26 protein-coding genes are annotated in these 24,596 nt (G+C 71.3%); 21 read left to right on the top strand and 5 right to left on the bottom strand.

The features are described 5' to 3' along the window. The first annotated feature begins 2 nt into the window (after positions 1–2). The 19 genes from DQ237_RS08825 to whiG all read left to right on the top strand — a co-directional run bounded on the left by DQ237_RS08825 (position 3) and on the right by whiG (position 14,204). A complete protein-coding gene (locus DQ237_RS08825) occupies positions 3–239 on the top strand; it encodes an RNA-binding protein (protein WP_113799223.1) in 237 nt (78 codons plus the stop codon). An 11-nt stretch (positions 240–250) separates the two neighbouring features. Continuing rightward, complete coding sequence (gene rimM / locus DQ237_RS08830; RefSeq protein ID WP_113799225.1) at positions 251–799, top strand: ribosome maturation factor RimM; 549 nt, start codon at positions 251–253, stop codon at positions 797–799. Beyond that, on the top strand, positions 796–1,536 hold the full coding sequence (gene trmD / locus DQ237_RS08835) for a tRNA (guanosine(37)-N1)-methyltransferase TrmD (protein WP_113799226.1): 741 nt from the start codon (positions 796–798) through the stop codon (positions 1,534–1,536). Before rimM ends, trmD begins: the two co-directional genes overlap by 4 nt. After that, positions 1,529–2,029 carry an NUDIX hydrolase gene (locus DQ237_RS08840; RefSeq protein ID WP_113799228.1) on the top strand — a complete coding sequence of 167 codons (501 nt, stop codon included), beginning with the start codon at positions 1,529–1,531 and terminating at the stop codon, positions 2,027–2,029. Before trmD ends, DQ237_RS08840 begins: the two co-directional genes overlap by 8 nt. A gap of 145 nt (positions 2,030–2,174) precedes the next feature. After that, complete coding sequence (rplS, locus tag DQ237_RS08845; RefSeq protein WP_113799230.1) at positions 2,175–2,531, top strand: 50S ribosomal protein L19; 357 nt, start codon at positions 2,175–2,177, stop codon at positions 2,529–2,531. A 76-nt stretch (positions 2,532–2,607) separates the two neighbouring features. Next, positions 2,608–3,552, top strand: a complete 945-nt coding sequence (gene lepB / locus DQ237_RS08850) for a signal peptidase I (RefSeq protein ID WP_113799232.1) — start codon at positions 2,608–2,610, stop codon at positions 3,550–3,552. Between the two features lie 170 nt (positions 3,553–3,722). Continuing rightward, on the top strand, positions 3,723–4,442 hold the full coding sequence (locus tag DQ237_RS08855; RefSeq protein ID WP_113799234.1) for a response regulator transcription factor: 720 nt from the start codon (positions 3,723–3,725) through the stop codon (positions 4,440–4,442). A gap of 92 nt (positions 4,443–4,534) precedes the next feature. Continuing rightward, positions 4,535–5,305 (top strand): ribonuclease HII, encoded by a 771-nt coding sequence (locus tag DQ237_RS08860; protein ID WP_113799236.1) that lies wholly within the window; start codon positions 4,535–4,537, stop codon positions 5,303–5,305. Beyond that, entirely contained in the window at positions 5,302–5,622 is a 321-nt protein-coding gene (locus DQ237_RS08865; protein WP_113799238.1) for a DUF2469 domain-containing protein, read from the top strand. The genes DQ237_RS08860 and DQ237_RS08865 overlap by 4 nt, the downstream gene beginning before the upstream one ends. An 86-nt stretch (positions 5,623–5,708) precedes the next feature. Further along, positions 5,709–6,011 (top strand): hypothetical protein, encoded by a 303-nt coding sequence (locus DQ237_RS08870; protein WP_113799240.1) that lies wholly within the window; start codon positions 5,709–5,711, stop codon positions 6,009–6,011. Then, positions 6,008–7,417, top strand: coding sequence for a hypothetical protein (locus DQ237_RS08875; protein WP_113799242.1), 1,410 nt, complete (start codon positions 6,008–6,010; stop codon positions 7,415–7,417). Before DQ237_RS08870 ends, DQ237_RS08875 begins: the two co-directional genes overlap by 4 nt. Beyond that, the gene (locus DQ237_RS08880; RefSeq protein ID WP_113799244.1) at positions 7,414–8,028 is read left to right on the top strand and encodes a hypothetical protein; all 615 of its coding nucleotides are present in this window, start codon (positions 7,414–7,416) and stop codon (positions 8,026–8,028) included. Before DQ237_RS08875 ends, DQ237_RS08880 begins: the two co-directional genes overlap by 4 nt. Beyond that, positions 8,025–8,600 (top strand): hypothetical protein, encoded by a 576-nt coding sequence (locus DQ237_RS08885; RefSeq protein WP_147251767.1) that lies wholly within the window; start codon positions 8,025–8,027, stop codon positions 8,598–8,600. Before DQ237_RS08880 ends, DQ237_RS08885 begins: the two co-directional genes overlap by 4 nt. Next, positions 8,597–9,130 carry a hypothetical protein gene (locus tag DQ237_RS08890; RefSeq protein WP_113799248.1) on the top strand — a complete coding sequence of 178 codons (534 nt, stop codon included), beginning with the start codon at positions 8,597–8,599 and terminating at the stop codon, positions 9,128–9,130. The genes DQ237_RS08885 and DQ237_RS08890 overlap by 4 nt, the downstream gene beginning before the upstream one ends. A gap of 93 nt (positions 9,131–9,223) precedes the next feature. Then, positions 9,224–9,583 (top strand): YraN family protein, encoded by a 360-nt coding sequence (locus DQ237_RS08895; protein WP_113799250.1) that lies wholly within the window; start codon positions 9,224–9,226, stop codon positions 9,581–9,583. Continuing rightward, a complete protein-coding gene (locus DQ237_RS08900; RefSeq protein WP_113799252.1) occupies positions 9,580–11,100 on the top strand; it encodes a YifB family Mg chelatase-like AAA ATPase in 1,521 nt (506 codons plus the stop codon). Before DQ237_RS08895 ends, DQ237_RS08900 begins: the two co-directional genes overlap by 4 nt. After that, positions 11,097–12,344 (top strand): DNA-processing protein DprA, encoded by a 1,248-nt coding sequence (gene dprA, locus DQ237_RS08905; RefSeq protein WP_113799254.1) that lies wholly within the window; start codon positions 11,097–11,099, stop codon positions 12,342–12,344. The genes DQ237_RS08900 and dprA overlap by 4 nt, the downstream gene beginning before the upstream one ends. Positions 12,345–12,375: 31 nt before the next feature. Continuing rightward, a complete protein-coding gene (locus DQ237_RS08910; protein WP_113799256.1) occupies positions 12,376–13,311 on the top strand; it encodes a tyrosine recombinase XerC in 936 nt (311 codons plus the stop codon). Positions 13,312–13,403: 92 nt separating this feature from the next. Beyond that, positions 13,404–14,204, top strand: coding sequence for an RNA polymerase sigma factor WhiG (gene whiG, locus DQ237_RS08915; protein ID WP_113799258.1), 801 nt, complete (start codon positions 13,404–13,406; stop codon positions 14,202–14,204). 759 nt (positions 14,205–14,963) lie between these two features. On the opposite strand, the gene DQ237_RS08920 is transcribed toward whiG, so the two are convergent. From DQ237_RS08920 to DQ237_RS08935, 4 genes are read right to left on the bottom strand one after another with little or no spacing between them, the layout of a single operon-like run. After that, the gene (locus tag DQ237_RS08920) at positions 14,964–16,781 is read right to left on the bottom strand and encodes a TniQ family protein (protein WP_113799260.1); all 1,818 of its coding nucleotides are present in this window, start codon (positions 16,779–16,781) and stop codon (positions 14,964–14,966) included. Then, positions 16,778–17,980, bottom strand: a complete 1,203-nt coding sequence (locus tag DQ237_RS08925) for an ATP-binding protein (protein ID WP_113799262.1) — start codon at positions 17,978–17,980, stop codon at positions 16,778–16,780. Before DQ237_RS08925 ends, DQ237_RS08920 begins: the two co-directional genes overlap by 4 nt. Before the next feature lie 2 nt (positions 17,981–17,982). Next, positions 17,983–20,280, bottom strand: coding sequence for a Mu transposase C-terminal domain-containing protein (locus tag DQ237_RS08930; RefSeq protein ID WP_113799264.1), 2,298 nt, complete (start codon positions 20,278–20,280; stop codon positions 17,983–17,985). Continuing rightward, complete coding sequence (locus tag DQ237_RS08935; protein WP_113799266.1) at positions 20,277–21,236, bottom strand: hypothetical protein; 960 nt, start codon at positions 21,234–21,236, stop codon at positions 20,277–20,279. Before DQ237_RS08935 ends, DQ237_RS08930 begins: the two co-directional genes overlap by 4 nt. A gap of 458 nt (positions 21,237–21,694) precedes the next feature. Between DQ237_RS08935 and DQ237_RS08940 the strand changes: the two genes are divergently transcribed. After that, positions 21,695–22,135, top strand: coding sequence for a hypothetical protein (locus tag DQ237_RS08940; protein ID WP_113799268.1), 441 nt, complete (start codon positions 21,695–21,697; stop codon positions 22,133–22,135). Between the two features lie 44 nt (positions 22,136–22,179). Here the strand turns inward: DQ237_RS08940 and DQ237_RS08945 are convergent, their stop codons facing one another. Continuing rightward, positions 22,180–23,883: a hypothetical protein gene (locus DQ237_RS08945; protein WP_113799270.1), complete on the bottom strand. Its 1,704-nt coding sequence runs from the start codon at positions 23,881–23,883 to the stop codon at positions 22,180–22,182. Positions 23,884–24,022: 139 nt separating this feature from the next. Between DQ237_RS08945 and DQ237_RS08950 the strand changes: the two genes are divergently transcribed. Continuing rightward, a complete protein-coding gene (locus DQ237_RS08950; protein ID WP_113799272.1) occupies positions 24,023–24,574 on the top strand; it encodes a hypothetical protein in 552 nt (183 codons plus the stop codon). Positions 24,575–24,596: the final 22 nt, after the last annotated feature.

Raw genomic sequence — 24,596 nt, forward strand, 5'->3', positions numbered from 1 at the left:
ACGTGCTCGAAGAAGCGCTCGAGCACCTGGTCAAGGGCATCGTCGACAACCCCGACGACGTCACCGTCGACCTGCTCACCAACCGCCGCGGCAAGACCCTCGAGATCCGGGTGCACCCCGACGACCTCGGCAAGGTCATCGGCCGTGGCGGCCGCACCGCCAAGGCGCTGCGCCAGGTGATGACCGGTGTCGGCGGACGGGGCCTGCGGGTCGACGTCGTCGACACCGACGGGCGCTGAGCACGAGCTCTTTGAGCACCCCGCGCAACCCTGACACGGACACCGTGGTGGTCGGCCGCATCGGCCGCCCCCACGGTGTCCGTGGTCTGGCCACCGTCGAGGTCCGCACCGACGACCCCGAGCTCCGCTTCGCTCCCGGCTCGGTGCTGCTCACCGACCCCGCGGAGCGCGGGCCGCTGACCGTGGTCGACAAGCGGTGGCACAGCGGCACGCTGCTGCTCCAGCTCGTCGATGCAGCCGGGAACGTCGTCGATGTCCGGGAGGCCGTCGACGAGCTGCGCAACACCCTCCTGCTGGTGCCGATCGAGGACCTGCCGGAGATCGAGGAGCCCGACTCGTACTACGACCACCAGCTGGTCGGCCTGGCCGCACGGCTACCCGACGGCTCGGCGCTCGGCGAGGTCACCGCGGTCCGGCACGAGGCGCAGGACCTGCTCGTGGTCCGCCGCGCCGAGGGCGGCGAGGCGTTGGTCCCGTTCGTGTCGGCGATCGTCCCGACCGTCGACATCGCCGGAGGCTTCCTGGTGGTGGACCCGCCCGAGGGGCTGCTCGACCTGTGACGGGTTTCCGGATCGACGTCGTCACGATCTTCCCGGAGTACCTCGCTCCGCTACGCCAGTCGCTGCTCGGCAAGGCCATCGACAAGGGTCTGGTCACCGTCGGAGTGCACGACCTGCGGCAGTGGACCGACGACGTGCACCGCACCGTCGACGACGCCCCCTACGGCGGCGGCCCCGGCATGGTGATGAAGCCCGAGCCGTGGGGGCAGGCGCTCGACGCCGTCCGCCCGCCCGGCACGCGCCTCGTGGTGCCGACGCCCGCCGGGGAGCGGTTCACCCACGCGATGGCGGCGCAGTGGGCCACCGAGCCCGGGTTGGTCTTCGCCTGCGGTCGCTACGAGGGCATCGACCAGCGCGTGGCCGACTGGGCCGCCGACGCCGGGCCGGTGTCCGAGGTGTCGATCGGCGACTACGTGCTCGCGGGCGGGGAGTCCGCCGTCCTCGTGATGACCGAGGCGGTCACCCGCCTGATCCCGGGGGTCCTCGGCAACCGCGAGTCCGCCGAGTTCGACTCGCACGCCGACGGTCTGCTCGAGGGGCCCTCCTACACCCGGCCGGCGACCTGGCGCGGGCACGAGGTGCCCCCGGTGCTGCTCTCGGGGGACCACGCCGCCATCGAGCGCTGGCGCCGCGCGGAGTCACTGCGCCGCACGGCGGCCCGCCGGCCCGACCTCCTGGCCGCACTGCCGGGGGATGCCCTGACCGATACCGAACGGGCGGCCCTGACCGGTGAGTGACCGGCCGGTGCAGCGGACGACGGCGCGCGTCGTCGTCCTGGATCCGGACGGGAGGGTGCTGCTGCTCGGCGCCCGGCTCCCGGATCCGTCGCTCCCCCCGGGCGAGGTGCTGTTCTGGTACACCCCCGGCGGGGGAGTGGAGGACGGCGAGACGCTGCGCGCGGCCGCCGTCCGCGAGCTCACCGAGGAGATCGGGCTGGAAGTGGAGCCCGCCGCGCTCGAGGGGCCGGTGTGGCTGCGCCGGCACGTCGGCCCGTTCGGCGACCAGGTCTTCGACACCCGCGAGACCTTCTTCGTGCTGCGGGACGTCGTGCACGAGGTCGTGCCGGGTGCGCTGACCGAGCTGGAGCTCCTGGCCGACGAGCCGCACCGCTGGTGGACACCGGCGGAGCTGGCCGGCACCGCCGAGGACCTCGTGCCCGCCGACATGCCGACCCTGCTGGCGGAGCTGCGCCGCGGTCCGTGGACGGGGCCGCCGCGCATCGTCGGCTGACGATGTGGCACAGTAGAGAGTCGCTGCTGACCGACGGCACCGCCGTCGGGAGCTCCCGGAGGAGCCGCAGCTCCCCGGAACGGACAGCCGGGGCGTTCCGCTGTCCGAACCGAGAACGAGCCACCTGAGACTGAGGACTGCCGAGATGAACACCCTGGACGCACTCGACGCCGACTCGTTGCGTGACGACATCCCCTCGTTCCGCCCGGGTGACACCGTCAAGGTGCACGTCCGCGTCATCGAGGGCAACCGCTCGCGCATCCAGGTCTTCCAGGGCGTCGTCATCCGCCGTCAGGGCGGCGGCATCCGCGAGACCTTCACCGTGCGCAAGGTCAGCTTCGGTGTCGGGGTCGAGCGCACCTTCCCGGTGCACACCCCCGTCGTGGAGAAGATCGAGGTCGTGACCCGCGGTGACGTGCGTCGCGCCAAGCTGTACTACCTGCGCGAGCTGCGCGGCAAGGCCGCCAAGATCAAGGAGAAGCGCGAGCCCGTCGCCCGCTGATCCGTCGCGGACACGCCTGTCAGCCGGGAGCACCGGCTGGAACTCGGCGGGTCCCCTGCGCCGTACGCTGCTCGTGATGAGCAGCGACCGGCCCGGGGGGCCCGCCGACGTCGTTCCCGGGGACCCCGAGGGATCCGACGCCCAGAGCAAGGGTGAGACCGCCGAGCCGACGTCCTCGGCCGGCGAGCCGACGGCGGCGAAGAAGAAGGATCGGAAGAAGGGCTCCCTGCTGCGGGAGCTGCCCGTCCTGCTGCTGATCGCCTTCGTGCTCGCGCTCGTGGTGAAGACGTTCTTCGTCCAGGCCTTCTTCATCCCCTCGGGGTCGATGGAGCAGACCCTGCACGGGTGCCCCGGCTGCACCGGGGACCGCGTGCTGGTGAACAAGGTGCCGTACTGGTTCGGAGAGCCAGAGCCGGGCGACATCGTCGTCTTCGAGGGGCCCGACACCTGGACCCCGGAGATCAGCGTCGAGGAGCCCTCGAACTGGTTCAGCGGCGCCATGCTCTGGCTGGGTCGCACGCTGGGGGTCGCGCCGCCGAGCGAGGACGACTTCGTCAAGCGCGTCATCGCCACCGAGGGCCAGACGGTGCAGTGCTGCGACGCCGAGGGGCGGGTGACCGTCGACGGGAAGCCGCTCGATGAGCCCTACATCTTCGAGAACACCCCGATCGAGCAGCGCTCGTTCTCGCCGGTCGTGGTCCCCGAGGGCCGGCTGTGGGTGATGGGCGACCACCGGTCCTCCTCCGCCGACTCGCGCGAGCACCGGTCGGACAAGTACAGCGGCACCATCGCCGTCGACGACGTGATCGGCAAGGGCTCGCTCATCGTGTGGCCGCTGAGCCGCTTCGGGACGCTCGACGACCCGGACATCCAGGGGGTCGAGGCCGCCGGTGGGCCGGTCGTGCGCTCGCAGTCCCCGGTCGGGGCGATCGTGGCCGCGCCCTACGTGATCGGCCTGGCCGGCGCCGTGCCGGTGAGCGCCTGGCGCCGTCAACGACGGGCTCGCCGCCGGGGCGTCTAGCTGCCACGTCCGCAGCCGGAATGGTCGCCGCGTTACGCGAGTGACGTGGCCCCAATGATTACGCCGTGCGTGTACCAGTAGAAAAAATTGCTGGGAAAGCATTCAAGCAACCGTTTCACCCTTCCGATGGATGCATTGCACGTTCCCGGAGAAATGAAACGGAGTCAGTTGTGTCTGCACCTGTGGCGAGCACCGCCCGCGGAGTCACCCGCGTGCTCCTCCTCGCCGACGCGCCCGTCCTGCGTCGGGGGCTGGTCAGCATGATCAACGAGACCGCCGGCATGCAGTCGGTCGGTACCCCCGGCGAGCTGCGGCGCGCCCTCACGCTGGCCGAGTCCGCCCGCCCCGACGCCGTCGTGGTCGAGCTGGGCCAGGGTCGCGCCGCGACCCTCAACGCCTGCCGCGACCTGCGTCGTCGGTTCCCGCGTGTCGCCATCGTCGCCCTGGCGACGTCGGAGGACCCGGCCGTGGTCAACGAGGCCCTGGCCGCCGGCATCCGCGGCTACCTCATGATCAACACCTCGCCGACGCTGCTCGGCTGGGCCATCCTGGCCGCCCGCGCCGGCCGGACCGTCGTCGACCCGCAGATCCGCCGGGTCGAGCCGTCGGCCGTGCCCGCCGCCAAGCCGTTCACCCCCGAGGTGCCGCTGACCCGGCGCGAGCAGGACGTCCTGGACGAGCTGCTGCAGGGTCAGTCCAACCGGCAGATCGGTCGCAACCTGTTCATCAGCGAGGACACCGTCAAGAGCCACGTCAAGGCCATCCTGCGCAAGCTGGGTGCCCGCGACCGGGCGCACGCGGTCTCGCTGGTGCTGTCCTCCCGGACCCCGGGCTGCACCTGCGGGGCACACTCCCTGCAGGCCGACACGGACGTCACCGCCGACATCTGATCCACCCGCACCACCTTCTCCGGCATCTCGGGCCGGCCCCCTCGACGGGGGCCGGCCCGCGTGCTTTCGCGGCGTCGTACTGTCGTGCCGCGATGGCTGCTCGTCCCACCCACACCCGCTCGGCCCCGGTCCGCCGTGTCCTTGCCGCCGACCGGCCCGACGCGCTCTGGGACATGGAGCGCTCGTTGCGCCGCCGGGGCTTCGAGGCGATCGCCGGCGCCGACGAGGCCGGCCGCGGTGCCTGCGCGGGCCCCCTGGTCGCGGCCGCCTGCATCCTGCCCGCCGGCAAGCGCGGAAGGGTGCCCGGGCTGGCCGACTCGAAGCTGCTGACGGCGGCCACCCGCGAGCGCGTGTACGAGGAGATCGTGCAGCGCGCCGTCTCCTGGTCGGTCGTCGTGCTGCCCGTGGAGGACCTCGACGCCCGTGGCATGCACGTGACCAACATCGAGGCGCTGCGCCGCGCGGTCTCGCTGCTCGACCCCGGGCCCGACTACGTGCTGACCGACGGGTTTCCGGTGCCCGGCCTGACCCGGCCGGGGCTCGCCGTGTGGAAGGGGGACCGCGTGGCCGCGTGCGTGGCGGCCGCCTCGGTGCTGGCCAAGGTGACCCGGGACCGCATCATGCTCGACCTGCACCAGCGCTGGCCGGAGTACGACTTCGCGGGGCACAAGGGCTACATCACCGACGTCCACAGCGCTGCCCTGGAGCGCCACGGGCCCTGCCCGGAGCACCGGATGCGCTTCGTCAACGTGCGGGCCGCCCGCGACGCGCACGCGGCCCGGGTGACCGGTTCGCCCGGCATGGTCGATGATGGGGCCATGCGCCCTGAGTCCCGAGCCCTGACGAGCACCGAGGACCGATGAGCACCGAGGACCTCGAGAAGTACGAGACCGAGATGGAGCTCCAGCTCTATCGCGAGTACCGGGACATCGTCCGCCAGTTCACCTACGTGGTGGAGACCGAGCGGCGGTTCTACCTCGCCAACTCCGTCGACCTGCAGGTGCGGGAGGCCGGGGGAGAGATCTACTTCGAGCTGAAGCTCTCCGACGCCTGGGTGTGGGACATGTACCGGCCGGCGCGCTTCGTGCGCAATGTCCGGGTCCTGACGTTCAAGGACGTCAACGTCGAGGAGCTGGACAAGCCCGACCTCGAGCTGCCCGAGAACCCCCGCCTGCCGTAGCCGCGGGGGACGGCGGTCCGCATCCCGGCTGGCGACGTCGCAAGCGGAACGGATACGTTCCCTGATCGTGACGTCGGGGGTGCGCCGTGGGTGATCTGGAAGTCGATCTCGAGCTCCTGCGCGAGACGGCAGGCAGCCTCGGCATGCTCATGCACGAGTTCGAGCGCGCGGCGGACATCGTCGAGGACGCAGAATCGGCGATCGGCCGCAATGCGCTGCTCGACGAGATGCGCGAGTTCGTCGACGAGTGGAAGCACAACCGCGAGAAGCTGCTGAAGTCGCTGCAGGCGGTCTACGAGGCCGCAACCGAGAGCCACGACGCCTACGTGCAGGTCGACAACGACCTTGCCAACTCCATCCAGACGGCGACGGCGGAAGGTGGAGCATGAGCGTCAGCCCCACCGCTCCCGCGTCGTTCCAGCCGCTCGACGGGTCCAACGGGGTCCCCGGCGATGCCGGTGACGTCACCGACCTCGCCCGTCGCTACGCCGACACCGCGGCGGAGATCGAGGCCCAGGCAGCCCAGTTGGAGCGCCTGACCTCCCGGTCCCAGCAGGGCTGGAAGGGGCAGGCGGGCGAGAACGTCGTCGAGGTCGCTGGCGAACTCGCGGAGCGCATCCTCACGGCCAAAGACCGCTACGCCGCCGCCGCGCGGGCGCTCTCGCACTTCGGCAACCGCCTGGACGACCTGCAGCGCACCGCGTACGCCGCCGTCCGGAATGCCCAGGAGGCCGTGGAGGAGCAGCGCGCGCTCTCCTCCTCGGCGCCGACCGCGCCCGGAGTCGACGCCACCCCGGAGCAGCTGGCACTGGCGACCGAGGACCGGCGCCGGCACCAGGACGCCGTGGACGCAGCCGCCACGCGGCTGGGCGATGCGCGCGAGCGCTACGAGCAGGCGGTCGAGGACTACCACGACCTCGCCGAGGAGGCGGCCCGCATCCTGCGCGAGGGCCGGGCCGACGACGGCCTCGCCGACAGCTGGTGGGACAAGCACGCCGACTTCCTCTCCGCCGTCCTGGATGCCATCGGTGCGATCGTCCTGGTGCTGACGATCGCTGCCCTGGTCATCGGGGTCTTCGCCACGGGCGGGCTGCTGGCTGCGGCGGTACCGGTCCTGATGGCGATCGGAGCGGGTCTCACCGCCATCTCCTTCGGCGGGCACCTGGCCCTCTGGCTGACCGACAACGGGTCGGGCGCCGACGTCCTCTGGGACCTCGCCGGGCTGCTCACCTTCGGCCTCGGCGCGGGCGTGGGCCGCGCCGCGCGCGGGCTCACGGGTGTCGCCTCCCGCGTCGGTGGACGGGTGGCCGGCGCCTCCGCCGGGAGGGCGGCGTTCACGTCGACCGGCCGCTCCGGGCTGCTCTACGACGCGGCCCGGCGCGTGCCCTTCGGGCAGCAGATCTTGAGCGTCTCGCCAGGCCTGCGGGCCGCGTTCACCACCGCCGACGAGCAGGCGACCGCGGCCCGAGGTGCGGTGGAGGCGCTCGCGATGGCGCCCAGCACGCGGCTGAGCCGGCTCCTCGCCCTGGGGGACCGCGCGCCGGCGCAGTCGTTCACCGCGATCAACCAGATCATCACGCGGGTTCCCGACAGCGAGGTGGCCTGGGCGCTCGGGCGGCTCGCCCAGGGCATGACCATCGCAGGCGTCACCGCCCCCGGTCTCGTGACCGGCATCCAGGGCGGCCTGGACACCTACGGCGACTACGTCAGCGAGCCGGCGCAGGAGGCCACCGACCAGAAGGTCCGGGCCGAGATCGTCGATCAGTGGTCCATGCCGCTGATGCACCTCCGGTGACCGCCCCCGGCGCGGTGGTGCGCGACTTCACGATGCTCCTGCCCCCGGGGTGGGCGCGCATCCCGCTCGACGACAGGGTGCCGCTCAGGGTCCGCTCGCTCGTGGCCGAGCGGCTGGGTGCGGCGCCCCCGGAGCACCGCGAAACGCTGCGGACCGGGCTGACCCGCGAGCTGACCGCTGTCCTCGGCACCGCCGCCCGCAAGGGCGGCATCGACGTGCTGCTCAGCGTCGACCCGGTCGCGGGGCAGCCCGTTCCCGCGTCGGCCGTGGTCAGCGTCCTGGAAGGGCGCGGTGACGGCGATGCGCTCGACGCCCTCGCGGGGACGCTCGTGGCGAGCACCCGCAGCAGGGCGGTCCGCGAGGTGGGGGTGGTCGAGATTGCCGGTGCGCCGGCGGTCCGGCGGCTGACCGACCGCCGCGAGCGGGTCGAGCCCGAGGCGGGGCTGGCCGGTGGGGTCCTGAGCATCACGCAGGTGGACTACTTCGTGCCCCTGCCCGGAGGCGACGGTCTCCTGGTGCTCACCTTCTCGACCCCGGTCGAGGCGCTGGGGCCGCCGTTGGTGAAACTTTTCGACGTGATGGCCTCGAGCTTCCGGTGGGTGAGCCGGTGACCGACGGCCCGCCGGACATCGTCGTCGACTTCTCCCCGGCGTGGGTCCAGCTCTCCTGGGGTGAGGACGTCGACGCCTGGGCGCCGGCCGCCGCCGCGGCCCTGTGGCAGGCGACGGGGCAGCCGCACGGCGTGCAGGACGTCGCCGTGCTCGCCGCCACGCTCGAGGTCATGGCGCGCAGCGCGTTCCTCGTCCCGTGCTTCGGCGCCTTCGTCTTCTGCCCGGAGCCGGCCCGGGGCCCGCGTGCGGTGCTGCGGCTCACCGGCATCCGCTGCTCGGGAGGCACCGACGGGGCGCGGCTGGTCGAGGAGATCCTGCTGCCCGACGGCCAGCAGCTGCTGACCCCGCAGGTGGAGCACATGAGTGGACCCGGGCTGCCGCGCACGCGGATCAGGCAACGGGCAAGGGCCGAGGAGGACCGGACCATCTCCGACCACATCGCCTACCTGTTCCCGTTCGGACAGGGGGCCTGGGTGCTGTCGACGACGCTGCCCGATACTGCCGAGGTCGAGCGCTGGCTGCCCGATCTCGACGAGCTCAGCGCCGGTGTCCAGCTGCAGGTGGGGGCATGAGCGCCGTGGAGATCCGTCCGCCCATGCCCGAGCTGACCGGGATCTCATGGCCCGACCCACGGCGCGGTTTCGAGCAGTGCCGGCTCGTGGTCGACCGCGCCGCTGGGACCGCGAACTGGACCGGCGACGTCGCCTGCGACCGGCCGCGCGAGTTCCGCCTCGGGGACGGGCCGGGTGAGCTCGCCGGGCTCGTGCGGGCGATCTACCCCCGCAGCCTCTGGGACGTCGACCTGGCCGGGCGCCTGCTCCTGGTCGACGGCGCCGGCAAGGTGCTGGCGCGCAGCCGGCTGCTGCCCCAGTACGCCTTCGAGCAGATGTGGCCGTTCAGCGTGCTGGACGCCAGCGGCCTCCCGGTCATCGAGGAGCGCTTCGCCAACACCCGGCGGGTGCAGAAGGCGCACCGGGGTGCGGCCCCGCTGTGGCCATGGACCGCCGGCTACTGGTGGCTGATGCTGGCCAGCTTCGCGGTGGCCGCTGTCGTCATCGGCCTCATCGCCCTGGTCATCGTCCTCACCGGGTGGTCGACCTAGCCCACGTGAGCGGCTCGGTCCACAGCGGTCGGCGCCGTCCACAGGTGGCCGGAGCTGCTTCGCTCCGGGCCTGCTCCCGGGCACGGTCGACGGGTGCCTCCTACCTCCGAACTCGGCGCCACCGGTGAACACATCGCTGTCGCCTTCCTGACCGACGCCGGCCTCCGAGTCCTCGACCGCAACTGGCGGTGCCGCGAGGGCGAGATCGACCTCGTCGCCCGTGACGGCGACGCTCTCGTCTTCTGCGAGGTGAAGACCCGTCGAGGGCTCGGCTACGGGCATCCCGTCGAGGCCGTCACCCCGGCCAAGCGACGCCGGATCCGCCTGCTGGCCCAGCGCTGGCTCGCGGCGCACGACGAGCACGCGCCGGACGTCCGCTTCGACGTGGTGGGTGTGCTCGTGCGCCGCGATCAGCCGCCCCTGGTCACGCACCTGCGCGGAGCCTTCTCGTGACCCTGGCCCGCACGTGGTCGGTCGGCCTCGCCGGCGTCCGGGGCGCCATGGTCGAGGTCGAGGTCGACATCGCGGCCGGGCTGCCGGGGGTGGCGCTGGTGGGCCTCCCCGACGCTGTGGTGCGGCAGTCTGTGGACCGGGTTCGCGCCGCGATCGCCAACGCCGGAGGCGAGTTCCCGGCCCGCAAGATCACGATCGGGCTCTCGCCGGCGTCGATGCCGAAACAGGGGAGTGGCTTCGACCTCGCGCTGGCAGCGGCCGTGCTCGCCGCCGCCGGCACGGTGCGCCGGGCAGCCGTCGACCGCCTGGTGCTGCTCGGCGAGCTGGGACTGGACGGCTCGGTGCGCGGAATCCGCGGCGTTCTCCCCGCCGTGCTCGCGGCAGCCCGGGCCGGGCACGCGCAGGTCGTGGTGCCCGCGGTCAACGCGGCGGAAGCGGCGCTCGTCGACCGCATGGAGATCCTCGCCGTCGAGACCCTCGCCCAGCTGGTGGACCACCTCAAGGGCACGGCTCGGCTGCAACCGCACGAGCGGGGCGCGGTGCCTCCGCAGGCCCCGGGACCTGACCTCGCCGACGTCGTCGGGCAGGCCTCTGGGCGGCGGGCGGTGGAGGTGGCCGCAGCCGGGGGACACCACCTGTACCTCGCCGGGCCGCCGGGAGCCGGCAAGACGATGCTCGCCGAGCGCCTCCCCGGTCTGCTGCCGCCGCTCGACGAGCAGGCCGCGCTGGAGGTGACGGCCATCCACTCGATCGCCGGCACCCTTCCCGCGGACGCCCCGCTGGTCACCCGGCCGACCTTCGAGGCACCGCACCACTCCGCGACCATGGCCGCGCTCATCGGCGGTGGCTCGGGCCAGATCCGGCCCGGTGCGCTGTGCCGAGCCCACCGCGGGGTCCTCTTCGTGGACGAGGCGCCGGAGTTCCCCCGGGCGGTGCTCGACACGCTCCGCCAGCCGCTGGAACGGGGACAGGTCACCATCCAGCGGGCAGCCGGCGCCGCCACCTTCCCCTGCCGTGCCCAGCTGGTCCTGGCGGCCAACCCCTGCCCGTGTGCCACGGCCGCCGGTGACACCGCCTGCACGTGCAGCCCCCTGGAGCGCCGCCGCTACCAGGCCCGCCTGTCGGGCCCGCTGCTCGACCGGGTGGACCTCCGGGTGGAGCTGCCACCCGTGACCCGCGCCGCGTGGCTCGACGGGCTACCGGCCCCGGAGTCCACCGCCGTGGTCGCCCGCCGGGTCGCCGACGCGAGGGCGACCGCGGGCGAGCGGCTCGCCGGTACGGGGCTGGCCCTCAACAGCGAGGTGCCAGGACGCATGCTCCGCGAACGGTTCGCCGTTCCGCGAGCGTCCCTGCGCCTGGCGGAGCGTGCGCTCGAGCGCGGCGCCATCTCTGTCCGCGGCTTCGACCGGGTGGTCCGGGTCGCCTGGACCCTGGCCGACCTCGCCGGAGTCACCGTGCCGGGACCGGACCAGGTGGCCGAGGCGCTCGGCATGCGGCTGCAGCGGGCCGCGGCATGACCACTTTCGACGAGGACCTCGAGGACGCCGCGGCCGGCTCGTCCGTGCCGGGCGTCCACCCGGGACTGCGCCGCGCTCGTGCCTGGCTGACCCGAGCCGTCGAACCCGGCACGGTCGACTTCTGGCGCTACGTGGACGACGTCGGTCCCCTGGGCGCCGTGCGGGAGATCCGCTCGGGCGCGGCCCCCGACCGCATCCGGGCCCTGGTCGGCGCCCGGGCGGAGGAGGACGCCTCCCTGACCGACCTCCGCAGGGCGGAGCGCTGCGATGCCCGGCTCGTCGTCCCGGAGGACGACGAGTGGCCGGCCTACCGGCTGCACGCGCTCGCGGTGGCGACGGCCGACGAGCCGCTCGATCGCGAGCACCAGACCGACCGGACCCGGGCGCTCGTGCCCCCGCTGGCGCTGTGGGTCCGCGGAGCTGCGCGCCTGGACGAGGTGACCGACCGCTCCGTGGGCGTGGTGGGCGCCCGAGCGGCCACCGCCTACGGCGAGCACGTAGCGGGGGAGTTCGGTCATCAGCTGGGCGAGCGGGGCTGGACCGTCGTGTCCGGTGGCGCCTTCGGCATCGACGGCGCCGCGCACCGGGGAGCGCTGGCCGCCGGTGCGCCGACCGTCGCGGTGCTCTCTTGCGGTGTCGATCGCCCGTACCCCGCCGGGAACGGGGCCCTCTTCCACCGGATCGTCGACGACGGCCTGCTGGTCAGCGAGTGGCCACCCGGTTGCGCGCCCCTGCGCCACCGCTTCCTCGTGCGCAACCGCCTCATCGCCGCGCTGACCCGTGGCACCGTCGTCGTCGAGGCGGCGGCCCGGTCGGGCGCGCAGGCGACGGCCCTGCGGGCGCGCAAGCTGGGCCGGCCCGTGCTGGTCGTGCCCGGCCCCGTGACCAGCGCGCTGTCCGTCGGCTGCCACGAGCTGCTGCGACAGGAGGAGTCCGGCGCGAGGCTGGTGACCTCGGCGGCCCAGGTGATCGAGGCGGTGGGCAGTCTTGGCAGTGATCTCGCCGCCCCGGTCGACCGCCCGGCCTCACCCCGTGACGGGTTGTCCGATCTTGCATCACGGGTGCTCGATGCCTGCCCGGTCCGCGTCGGCGTGAGCCCCGAACGGCTCGCCGTCCTGGCCGGATGCGAGGTGCTGGAGGTGCTCCGCGTCCTTCCGGCCCTGGAACTGGCAGAGCTCGTCCAGTGGACCGGTACGGGCTGGCGGGTCAGCCCGCCACCGAAACCGACCGGCGCGGCGCCTTGACCAGCGCGACGCGCCGACGGACCGTGCCCCCGTGTCCACCAGCACCGCAGAGGTCCGCGCCGGGTTGCCGCCCGCGCTGGCGGAGGCGCTGGCCGGGTACGAGGAGCATCTGACCGCCCAGCGCGACCTCTCGGAGAACACTGTCCGGGGATACGTGGGCGACGCGGTCCGGCTGCTCGACCACCTCGCCCGCAGGGGTGGCGAGCAGCCGCACGACCTCGACCTCGCCGCGCTGCGGAGCTGGCTGGCGCAGGGCCGCACGCTCGGCCACAGCCGCTCGACGACGGCCCGCAACGCCGCCAGCGCGCGGTCCTTCACGGCCTGGTTGCGGAAGGCCCAGCTGCTGCCCGAGGACGTGGGCCAGCGGCTGGTCAGCCCGCGCGCCCGTCGCACGCTGCCCGACGTGCTCGCACCGGCCCAGGCCCGCGAGCTGGTCGAGGCCGCGGCCGGCGCCGAGGAACCGGTCGGGCTGCGCGACGCGGTCGTCCTGGAGCTGCTCTACGCGAGCGGCATCCGCGTCAGCGAGCTCGTCGGCCTCGACATCGACGACGTCGACCGCGGACGCCGGTTGCTCCGCGTGCTGGGCAAGGGCAGCAAGGAGCGCAGCGTCCCCTACGGCGTCCCGGCCGAGCGGGCGCTGGACGCGTGGCTGACCCGCGGTCGCCCGGCACTGGCCACACCCGACTCCGGCCCCGCCCTGTTGCTGGGTCTGCGGGGCCGCCGGCTCGACGCGCGCGAGGCCCGGCGCACGGTGCACGCCGCCACGGCCAAGGTCCCCGGCGCTCCCGACATCGGCCCGCACGGGCTGCGTCACTCCGCCGCGACGCACGTCCTCGAAGGCGGCGCGGACCTGCGCTCCGTACAGGAACTGCTCGGCCACGCTAGCCTCGCGACGACGCAGATCTACACGCACGTGACGGTCGAGCGGCTCCGTGCGGTCCACGCCCAGGCACATCCACGTGCCTGAGCCGCGGGGCCGTGAGGCGGCCAGAACAGCGGCAGTCATGACCGAGCGGGACCACGGATGGGGACCCCGCAGCACGACCGAGGAGCGCCACCGTGTCTGAGGCAACGATCCACCGGCTCGACGAGTCCGGCGAGGACACCGACGCCATGCTGGCCGAGCTGTGGGCCCGGTACGTCGAGGACCGGGACTCCGCCCTCCGCGACCGGCTGATCCTCCACTACGCACCGCTGGTGAAGTACGTCGCCGGCCGGGTCGGCAGCGGTCTGCCCGCGCACGTCGAGCAGGCCGACCTCATCTCCTACGGCACGTTCGGGCTCATCGACGCCATCACCCGCTTCGAGCCCACGCGCGAGGTGAAGTTCGAGAGCTACGCGATGTCGCGCATCCGCGGCGCGATCATCGACGAGCTGCGCAACACCGACTGGATCCCGCGGTCCGTGCGGGTCAAGGCCCGCCAGTTCGAGCGCACCGTGGCCGAACTGGAGGCCAAGTACCGGCGGACGCCGACCGACGAGGAGGTCGCCGACGCCATGGAGATGGACGTCGACGACATCCGGAAGTTCCTCGGCCAGCTCTCGCTGGTCAACGTCGTCGCCCTCGACGAGCTGCTCACCGACGACGAGGGTGGCGCGCCCCGTCTCGGCGACACGCTGCAGGACCCCACCGCGCTGGACCCGCAGGCCATGGCCGAGCACGGCGAGGCCCGCCAGCTCCTGGCCCGCGCCGTGGAGCAGCTGCCGGAGCGGGAGAAGGTCGTCGTCTCCCTCTACTACTTCGAGGGCCTCACACTCGCCGACATCGGGCGCGTCCTCGGCGTCACCGAGAGCCGCATCTGCCAGCTGCACACCAAGGCCGTCCTCCACCTGCGCACCAAGCTCGCCGACATCGCCTGACCTGTGACCGGACTCGATAGTTGAGCAATGGACACCGAACGTGAGCACAAGCGGCGGTGGACACCACAGTTGAGCAGGACGTCCTGCGGTTTTGCGCCTGCTCAGCGCCTCGCGAGGCCCGTTTGGACACGACAGTTGAGCAGGACTGGCTTTGGACAGGACAGTTGAGCAGGACTGCGGTCTGGATAGGACAGTTGAGCAGGACGGCCGTTCTTGGACACCACAGTTGAGCAGGACTGCGCTGGTGGTGAAGTCGGGGTTGGTGTCCAGGTGAGGGTCTGCGCCTGCGGAACGGTGAACGACAGCCCGAACCCGGTCTGTTGGCCATGTCGACATGCCTGTGCGCACGAGTCCCGCGACTTCGCCAAGATCCGGAAAGCAAACGGGCTGTACGAGGTGAAGGCTGTCTGCGTTCGGTGCTGGGACCTGAAGGCGGGCTACCGGAACCGCGACTTCGACCTGGAGTCACTGCCTCTGTTCCGTGATCACCACGGTCAGGGCGAACCGTGCGCCCGTTGCCGTGCCCTCGACACAGAGTTGCACCACTTCGCTCCCAGAGCGCTGTTCGGAGTGGAGGAGGCCGACCTCTGGCCGACGGCCTGGCTGTGTCGCGGTTGCCACGCTCGCTGGCATCGCGTCATGCGTGAAGGAGTCGCCGCTCCTGACCGCAGAGGGAGTCTGGACGGCGCATAGGCCACCGGCGCCAATCAGCGGGGCGGCTGAGGGGCGTCGCAGCACTGACGTGCTCGAACAGCCCGCCTAGAGGGCGCTGTTCGCGGCGATCTGCTGAGTGACTCGCTCGGCGTAGCGGCAGACGATCTCGGTCAGCGCGGGCGTGGCGCGGCGGCGGAGCGTGCTGTACGAGGAGATGGCCTCGTTAGTCGAGCGCCGGGTGGCCGACTTGCTTTGGATCATTGGCGCGAGGGCGGCGTCGCCGCAGGTGACGTGACTCCAGAGCCAGATACGCAGGTCGCTGCGGCGCTGGTCCCAGGGGGTGTCCTTGCGGGCGACGCGGGCGGTGACCATCTCCGCGACGAGGCGCCGCCAGTCCGTCTCGGGGATGTCCCAGGCGGCGTCGAGGTGGCGGCGGCGGTGGCCGTAGTTGACCGGGTCGGCCTGGAGGTCCTGGGCAACCTGGCCGATGAGCCTGCGGAACTCGTCGTCGCGATCGGTGCGCTTGCAGGCCCGCCCAGCGCGGATGAGGGCGGCCTGGGCGCTGACGCGGGGGATGCCCAGCGTTTGGGCGGCGGTGTCGAGGTCGCAGTCCTCGATCAGTTGGACGATTGCGATCGGGACCGCGCGGCGGATGTTGCGCTGTTCGGACGGGTCGAAGGTGGCGAACCACCGGTCGTAGCGCTCTTGGTCGAGGTAGGCGGGGACGTGGTCGCTGGTGATCGTCAGACCGTTGGGGCAGGCGGCGCGCAGCATGTGGACGCTGAACGTGCCCGCGCGCTTGGGGGCGAAGTAGCGAAATAGGCCATCAGAGGGCTGGGCGGCGGACCGGACGCGGCTCCAGGCGAGACGCTCGTGCTCGTCGGCGGCGGCGACCAGCGGGGGCAGCAGGTCGCGGGCGTCTTCGGGGGATGGCAGGTCGAGAATGAGGGCGGCCTGGTGCAGCAGCGCAGCGAGGACGCGGGTGTCGGTGGGCGGCTCGGTCCAGGTGCGATCGGTGCGGTCGTTGTCGCCCCGGCTGGCGCGGCGGTCCTTGCGTGCGTCGAGGTGGTGCACCAGGGCGTTGGTAAGGGCTTCGGGTAGGGAGCCGGTCGGCGGCCGGTGGTCGGCGAGTTGCAGAAGAACGGCCAGCGCGCGGAGGTCGCGGACGTGCTGCGCCGGGGTGACCGGTACGCCGAGGCTGCGGACCTCGGTGGCGGTGCCGTCGAGGAGCCCGTCCAGATGCCGCTGGAGCGGCAGCAGAGGCTCGGGGCAGGGTTCGGCGGCCTGCCGGTCGATCCGGGCACCGCACAGGGCCGCTGCGCCGTTTGGACGGCTGCGGCAAGCGGCCGGGTGCAGGGCGTCGAATGCCGGATTGGGAATGAGGCTGCGGATCCGGGTGCCCGAGGCGCCGAACGGTTGACCGCAGTTGGTGCAGGTGTCTTCGAGCAGGACACCGTGCCGGGTGCAGGCGACCGCCCAGGGGGTCTTCCAGGCGGCCTGCCACGTCGTCCGTTCTGGAGCGGTGGAGTCGGTGTCGGCCAGGCAGAGCGGACACGCGCGGGAGAGGACGGGAACGAACCAGCCGTTGCCTTGCACTGTCCGAGCGGCCTTGCCAGGCGCGCTGCTGTCGAAGAGCAGACCGTCCCAGCGAGCCAGGGTGAGCCGGGCCGCTTCGTCGGCGGTGAGGTTGCAGGCGTGCGCGAACCGGGCGGCGATCTCGTCCGGGATGGCGACAGCGAACCGGGTATCGATGCTTCCGGCCGTCGCGGTGTGCTCCAGTCCGATCCGGTGGGCGAGATCGATGGGACGGTCGCCGAGCCGGTGAGCGAGGTTGAGCAGGTAGCCGCTCAAGGTCTCCGCGTGCTGAGGCGCGAGGCTGCGCGGCAGCGGGCGGGGCAGTGCGACGGATGGGTGCGTGGTCATGCGGCACCGTCGCGGGCGCGCTTGCCGTTGAAGGCTCCGTTGCGTGCGCGGCCCCGACGGGCGGTCGCCTTCGGGCTGAGGGCGGTGGGCTCGGGCAGGCCCTGGTTCTCGGCGGCGTGGTCAAGGACGATCGAGTCGAGGACCTCGCGGGACAGGTATTCACCGGTCCGTGGTCCGGACGGCCGCTGCCCGAGCACACCGATGGATGCTTCGGAGACGAGACGGGTCAGGGTTCCCACGACGCCACCAGTACGCCGCAGCAGGTACGCGGGGGTGTCGTCGCCGGTGAGCATGCCGGGGGCCTTGTCGAGCAGCGGGAGGTCTTCCTCGATGGCCTTGAGGTGCGACAACCAGCCCGCGAACGCCTCGCTGGTCTCGTCGGTGAACGAGCCGAGGGTGTGGACGGTGAACCGGCGGCGGGTCTGCGTCAGCAGACGCCGGTTCCTCGTGCTGGCCTGCCCTTCATAGAGCAGACCGGACTGTTCGACGTTCACGCCGATCCCGAGGACGGTGGCGCCGGTCTCCATCAGCGCGCGGATGAAGTCGGCGGCGTTCTGGTCGGCTTCACGGTGCATCTTCAGCCGCGTGATGTCATCGAGCACCAGCAGTCGGGTGCCGCACTCGACGATGATCTGCCGGACGCGGGCGGTCAGTTCCGGCTCGTACGTGCGGCTGCGAGGAACGTCGCCATAGAAGGCGAGGATGTCGCGGCACAGGCCGCTGATGGTGACCTTGGGCGGCACGTTCACCCAAGCGACGGGAATCCACCGGTCCCGGTTCCCGACGACTCCAGGGAAGAACTGCGCCTTCTGGCGCAGGCTGGTGTCGAACTCTGCTGCGATCTCCCGGACCAGGGTGCTCTTACCGAGGCCCGCGTCGGCGGATACAAACAGCCCCGGCCGGACACCCGGAGCCGAGTTGTCGGTGTTCAGCCGCAGCGTCGTGGCGATGGCGGCCGTCGTTGCGACGCCCATCGGGGTGTCGTGCCGGGGCAGGTTCGCGATGCCGATTCCGCGCGCCATGTCATACAGGCTCCGGTGTCCGTCGGGCAGCCGGTCGTACTCGGCGCGGCTGATCAGCGCGGGCGGCTGGTAGGCGTCGCGGTGCTCGACGTAGTGCTGCCATCCATCGACGGTGCTGATGTCGTCGAGGATCGGAGGCTCGGCGAGCCATTCGGCGGGCAGCGGGGGCACGGTCATGGTCACGCCTCCTCATCTCCTTCATCGGTCAGCGACGGGTCGTCGCTTGTGGTTGCGGTGTGGGTGGTGGCTGTCTCGCGGGCGGCCCGGAGTGCTTCGGCGTCGAACCCGAGCAGGGACTTGGTTTGGCCGCCGAGGCGGGGCGCCGCTGCCACGCCGTCTTGGTGCTCCGGTGCGACCTGTGCGGCGTTCTTGCGGGCGCGAGCCTCATCGAGCGCGGTGACGGGCGAGACCGGACGCACAGGGGGGTCCTCAGGGCCGCCGTCGGGGTCGCCGTCGAAGGAGTCGACGAAGGGGGGCACCCCGGAGGCCGCCTGGTCCCGCTCGACCATCTGCTGCTGGCGCTGGAGCCGACTCCGCTCGCGGATCGCCCGGCGGGCGGTGCCCGACAGGGTCGGCCACTGCGTGACCGGCTCGTGGACGGCGAGGATCTCGCTCAGCAGGATCTCGGCGAGAGCGTCCTGGTCGTGCGGAGCGATTCCGCGCTTGCGGCGCAGCGAGGTGAGCGCGGCGGCGTGCCGGTCGTTGAAGCACGGGGTGTGCCGACTCGCTCCACCCCAGGTCAACGGCTGGTAGACGCCGTCTGCGTCCAGCAAGAACACCCGCCGGAGGTCACGCGGGTCGTACCTCACCGTCCACTTGCCCTTGACCCGCCCGCCGAACTGCGACGGCTCATTGCGCAGCCCGTTGAGGGCCTCGCCGTCGTAGTACAGGCCCCGGATCTGCACGCCACGGGTGTGGACCTTGACGTGCACCGCAGGCAGCAGCGCGTAGTAGTCGTTGGAGGTCAGCGCGCGCAGCGGGATGCCGGTCTGGGCGAGCCCGTACTCGTAGAGCGTGTTCGGGGAGAACGCGCCCTCCGGGCACCAGTCGGGGCGGGCGTCAGACAACTCGTGGTTCTGCCAGATCCGCACCGCCCACCAGCAGGCCAGGTCCTCGATGTCCTGCACGTCGTACTTGACCTGCTCGTCGACGTTCTGCCCGCGCTCGGAGGCGTCAGTGCCCCGGTACCCGGAGAGGTACTGGAGCAGCATCGTCCGGAAGGATCCGAAAGTGCGCTCGACGACCTGCTTGTCCGAGCCGGTGCGAACCCGCGCGGGCAAGATGCTGATGCCCTGCTGCGTCGCTGTGGCGACGTTCAGGTGCGCCTTGTAGGTGTTCCCGTGGTCGGTCACGACGGCCTCGGCGTTGACGAACGGCATCCCGGAGTAGGTGTCGCCGCCGTAGATGTCGGTGAGGACCTTCTCCGGCAGGCCGACGAACGGCCAGCGGTTCTCGTCGGTCCAGCCGGGCAGCATCGCCTTGGGCCTGCCGATCTCGCGGAGCAGGAACGTCACGTCGATCGCCTGCTCGGACTTCTCCAGCACGCGGATGGCGACGATGGAACGCGAATACCAGTCGACGGCCATGACGATGACCCCACGGATGACGCCCTCATAGGCGGTGCCTGCGAGGAGCACGTCGAGGCTGCACGTGTCGATGCAGACCAGTTCGCCCGGCCGAGTGGGGTTGGCACGGGAGAACCCCTGGGGCGGAGCCGAGGTGGCGCTGCGCCGGGTACGGGCCTTGCCGTTCAACTCACTGGGCAGGTAGCGGTCCTGGAACCAGCGGCGGATCGTCTTCTCGCAGGGCACGGGCTCCTCACCCGCCTCGTATCCGAAGACCTCGCGCATGTACTGCTTGACCAGCAGGTAGCGGGCGGCGTGCGTCCGGTTGGACTCCAGCCGGGTCTTTTCGAAGACCTCTTCACAGGCGGCGGCGACCTGCTCGCTGATGGCCGGGCGGCCGGGAGACCGGCGCACGTGCCGACGGTCGACGGTGCCGCTGAGCCCGCTGCCGGTATTGAGGGCCTTGGCGATCCGGCGGATCGTCGCGACCGACATCTTGGTTCCGGCGTCGGCAGCGTGCTCGTTGTCCAGTTCACGAGCCTTGGCCTCGCGTCGCTCGGTCAGCGTGGTGTTCGCCGGGTCGTACTCCGGGCGTGGCTCGCCGGGCAGCGCCACGCTGGGCGTGCCGGACCGGTAGCCGGTCTCGGCCTCGTAGACGTGAGCGATGCGCTTGGTCAGGATCTCCCGCGCGTGTGCGTCCAGCCGCTCGACGGCCGCATCGACCATCGCTGCGGGGTTGGCGGTGATCTCCTCGATGTGGGGATGGGTGACGAACTCCTCGATGCCCAGGGTGGTCTGCTCACCCTCGTCATCGCACAGCCGCACGAACCCTTGGTCGTGGCTCACCTGCGTGATCAGCCACTCGCGGGCATCGACGCTCACCCGGATGCCACGGGCCAGACGGACGCTCACGCGAGCACCTCCGTCAGCGCGACGACGGTCTCGTCGGTGAGCAGCCGGGACAGATCGATGGTGACCTCGCGCTCCCAGATGAGGCGCTGGAGCACGGCCCGAGCCAGCGCGGGCGCGCCGGTCGCGGCGACGACCTGGCCGAACCGGGACGGCCCCCGCTCGGCCAGGAAGTCGAGCATCAGACCGCCCACACCGGCGAGGTCAGCGGTACGGCGGGCGGCGCCGATGGTCTTGAGGATGGTGAGGGCGGGCTGCTGGTAGCCAACGACGAGGGCCTCCCGCCAGTCGTGCAGCGCGCAGACGGTGCGGGTGGCGGCGGCGTTGGCCAGCAGTTGCGGCTTGACCAGCGGGGCGGGGCGGACGTTGATGATCCACATCTCGCCGTCGATGACGGCAGCGAAGTCAGGGGTGTGGGACTTCCAGGCGGACCCGTCGTGCCAGGTAAGCGTGAACGGCTGGCTGGCGAGGTCGTTGAGGCCCTCGTCGAAGTCCAGCGTGATGAGCAGTTCCCGCTCGAACAGCGACTCGTGCCAGTGCAGCCGCTCGGTCGAGGCCATGAAGTGCAGCCCGGCGCGGGCACGGCTGTTGGCGTGCCAGGTGGAGTTGCGGATCGGGTCGGCGTCGATCAGGTCGGTCGGCTCGACCTCGCGGACGCTGACGGTGTGCTCGCCCTCGGCGTCGTTGTAGGTGACCGACCAGGCGTCCGGCCAACGGGCTGCCCGGACCGGCGCGTGGTCGTGGTGGGCGGTTGTCGTCTCGCAGAGGTCCAGCCAGGTGGCGTCGGCGGACCAGAGCGGCGCGAGCCCGCGAGTGGGGTCGTAGCGCAGCACAGACGGCAGCAGCCGCACTCCCAGCGCGGCTTCGAGCGCGGGGGTGGGGGTCTGCTGGAGGGTGCGCAGGGACAGCCCGAGCCCGGCGGGCGGGGCGTCGGCGGTGGGTGCTGTGGACGTCGACATCATCTCTCCTTTCGAACATGTGTTCGATAGCCGGGCTGGACGGTAGAGGCTCCCGCCGACAAGGTCGACGGGACTTCGCAGGTCACGGCGCTGACGGGACGCAGCACCGCTGGAGCGTCGAGCGGGACCGGCGGACTAGCGGACCGCGAGAGCCGCAGGTCGGCTCGACGTTTCCACTGTCGCCAAGTCCGGACGGTCCACGGCGTGGGACCGTCACGAATGACGACCTGCGCGCATACGCTGCGTCAAGAAGCCCCTGTCATCTGCGGGCAAAACCGCAGGTCAACGCGCCAATGCTGACCCGCTCGGGCATGGCGGGATGCTGCATTCGTGACAGTCACGAATGCACTCGTGACGGTCACGAATGACCAAGGAGGCCGCTCGTGCCACTTCCCGAGGGGATGACGCTCAGCGCGGTCACACCGGCTCCGTCACGGCCAGGGGACCCGCCCTGTCCCATGGAGGACGTCCCGCTCCTCTTCCCGAACGGTGACGTGCGCGGCCGACGCGCCCCAGACGGCACCAACTGGTGCCGATGCTGCGACACCACGATCTCTACTCATGCGCGGGCCGCCTTCTGCCAGCAGCACCGGACCGAGCGCAACACCCAGCAGCAGCAGGCGCTGCGCGCTCAGGACCGGCCGCAAGTCGTCGGAGTCCCGGCCGACATCGTGGACACCATCGTCGCCAAGACCGACCGCCTCCAAGCGGCACTCGGCCGAGCCACCGCCGAGTTCAACCGGATGGCCAAACCGCCCGTAGGCAGTTGGATCGACGACCTCATGCTCATCGCCAAAGACCTCAGTCTCGCCGTCGACTACGGCCTCAGACCGGCTTCCAGCCACCAGCGGGTTCCCGAACGGGATCGACGACGTCGGGTGGTCGACGCGCCGGAGTAGTCGGCACGCACCTTCGAGCCGGTGAGCGCTACCTCGCGCTCAAATCAGGAGACAGCCGAGCGGTCCGTCCCGTCGATCATCACCTCGGCGCCGGGGATGAGGTGGTACTCCTCCTGCCAGTCGCCAACGGCGTCCACCTGCGCCGGAGAGGCGACCTCCATGGCTGTTGCCAGGGCATGCTCAGCCGAGCCGTACTCCACCTTGATCGAGGCTTCGAGGGCTGCCAGTGCTTTCCGCTGACCCGCCATTAGGTCACGGGGTTCCGAGACCTTCCGCGCTTGCGCTGTTACGCGATCATGTTCGACCCAGTACGACGGCCCACCGGAGTGGACGATGTACATCACGTAGGCGCGGGAGGCGTCGGGTACGAGCGGTTCGCCGAGGGTGGATGCGCGTTGGCGGTCCGCCGCCGCCTTCCAGCGGGCCGCCAGCGACCAGAGGTCTTCCTCGTCGAAGCGTTGGGCTGCCTGCTGAGACCGTCGAGTCCAGACGCTTCGCTTGCGCATACCGGGCTCTGCCATGAGCGCGACGGCGGTGAGCCGGTACTTGCCCTCCTGCCGGATGCGATCGGCCAAGCAGTCGCTGATGTGGGCCACCAGTGCGTGGGTGGCCGCTGTGCCGTCCTCGATTTCTTGGTCGGTCGGCGTGTAGGCGCCATGTACGACCTTGTTGCGGACCTTGGCGACCTTTTCCCACCAGTCCGCGACCGGCCCAGGTTGGTCGGGTGACCAGCGCCCTTTGAGGCGTGGGTGGAACTCGCGGCGGACTCGACTAGTGATGCCTGCTGAGTCCTGGAACGTCGCGGGTGCCGCCTCAGGGGCTTCGCCGTCCTCCCACATGAGGTGCCCCAGAAGGTCATCGAGAAGGCGCTCACATGCGAGTCCAAGGAAGATCGCTGCGCTGCGATTGTCCCCTCGGTTCCGGGAGGCGACGACGGCTTCCCGCTCAAAATCCAGGTAGGAGAAGAACGCTCTTGTGTCCATGTGCTGAACGAGGCGCCCGATAAAGCCGAGGGCTGCATCGCTGATGTCGGCCGGGGGCAGTTCGCTGAGAAGGTTCCAGTTCGTTCGCCAGAGCAGCCACCGATCGGGGGCGTGGAAGCCGTCGTCGTCGATGCTGCCGATGGCGACCGGCGTCGCGAAGGCTGACGTCGCCCGCGTCAGCAGCGTGTACGGCTGCCGGGTAACGGCGTACGCACCGCGCTGGAGCGCTTGCACCAGGCGTAGGCACTCCGAGAACGCCGACGCAAGTTCCTCCTCGCTGAACTCGCCGGTACAACCCTCACCCTCGCAGTGAAGGACGTGGATCATCTCCACCGCCGTCTGAGGCTTCATCGGAGGGCTGGGATCACCCGTCGAGGCGCCTTCATCAAGGCCAGCGGTCCGCGTGTCGTCTCCGTGCTCACTGAGGTCGCCGCTAGGCCGCTTAACCACGAGCGCTTCCGCAGGGTCGAAGTCCGCTAGACCAACGATGCCGCCACCGCTTGCTTGGCCATTCGACAGGTCCGGCCATGCCCAGCGGGCAAGGTTCACTGCGGCCCTCATGCGACTGGTGTCGACCGTCGTCTCTCGATGGAAGAACCGACAGAGCGGCCCTGCACTGAGAGTCTCAGCGTCCAGGCTTGTTCCGTCTCCCAGACGGAACGACTCACCCGAGTACGTCCCTGGCTGCGCCTCGCGCTGGATGGCGAAGCCGGAGGGAAGATCCAATGGCTCCGGCAGGACAACGAAGAAGTGGACCGTGTGCACCTGATGGGTCGTTGGCACCCGCGCATCCTGACAGGAGCCTCAGACACACATAGTGCAGCGGACCGAGTACCGACCTCGCCGGTCGCCCCCGAGGTGACGGCTCACCAGACTTGTCACTGGTGCAAGACACCGTCCGCCCATGTGGACGCTGCCGGACCCGGACCCTAGGTCGCTCCCCACGACAGCGCTGCTCTGGGACCTGGACAATGTCGCCTGCCCTCGGGAGCACCTCCCATCGCTCGCCGCAGCCCTGACCACCCTGGTGGAACCCGGCGCCCCACGCATCGCTGCCGCACACCGGCGCGCCTTCCGGGCCTCCCGCGACCTGCTCAGTGACCTGGGCGTCGAGGTCTGGTCCGGGGGGCGCCGCCGCAACGGTGCCGACCGCGTGCTCCTCGCTCAAGCAAATCGGCTCAGGGACGCAGGCGTCGAGCGGTTTGTGGTCGCCAGCAACGACCACCGTTTCGCCCGAATCGCCGAGTTTTCAGACCTTCATGTCGTCACGCTCACCGACGACTACCTCAGCCTCCGACTCCGTGCCGCCGCCCGACACGTCACCGTCCTGACCTACGACGGCGAAGAGTGGCTGGGGCGAGGCCACCGTGTTCACCCGTTTCTGTCAGTGGGACTACCTACTGTGTCCGAGATAACGCGGAGCGGCAGACGGGGACCAGGTGACACAGCGGGCTGACGGTGTACGGGCGCACGGCCCG

It is taken from the genome of Blastococcus sp. TF02-8 (assembly GCF_003319175.1).
GTDB lineage: Bacteria > Actinomycetota > Actinomycetes > Mycobacteriales > Geodermatophilaceae > Blastococcus.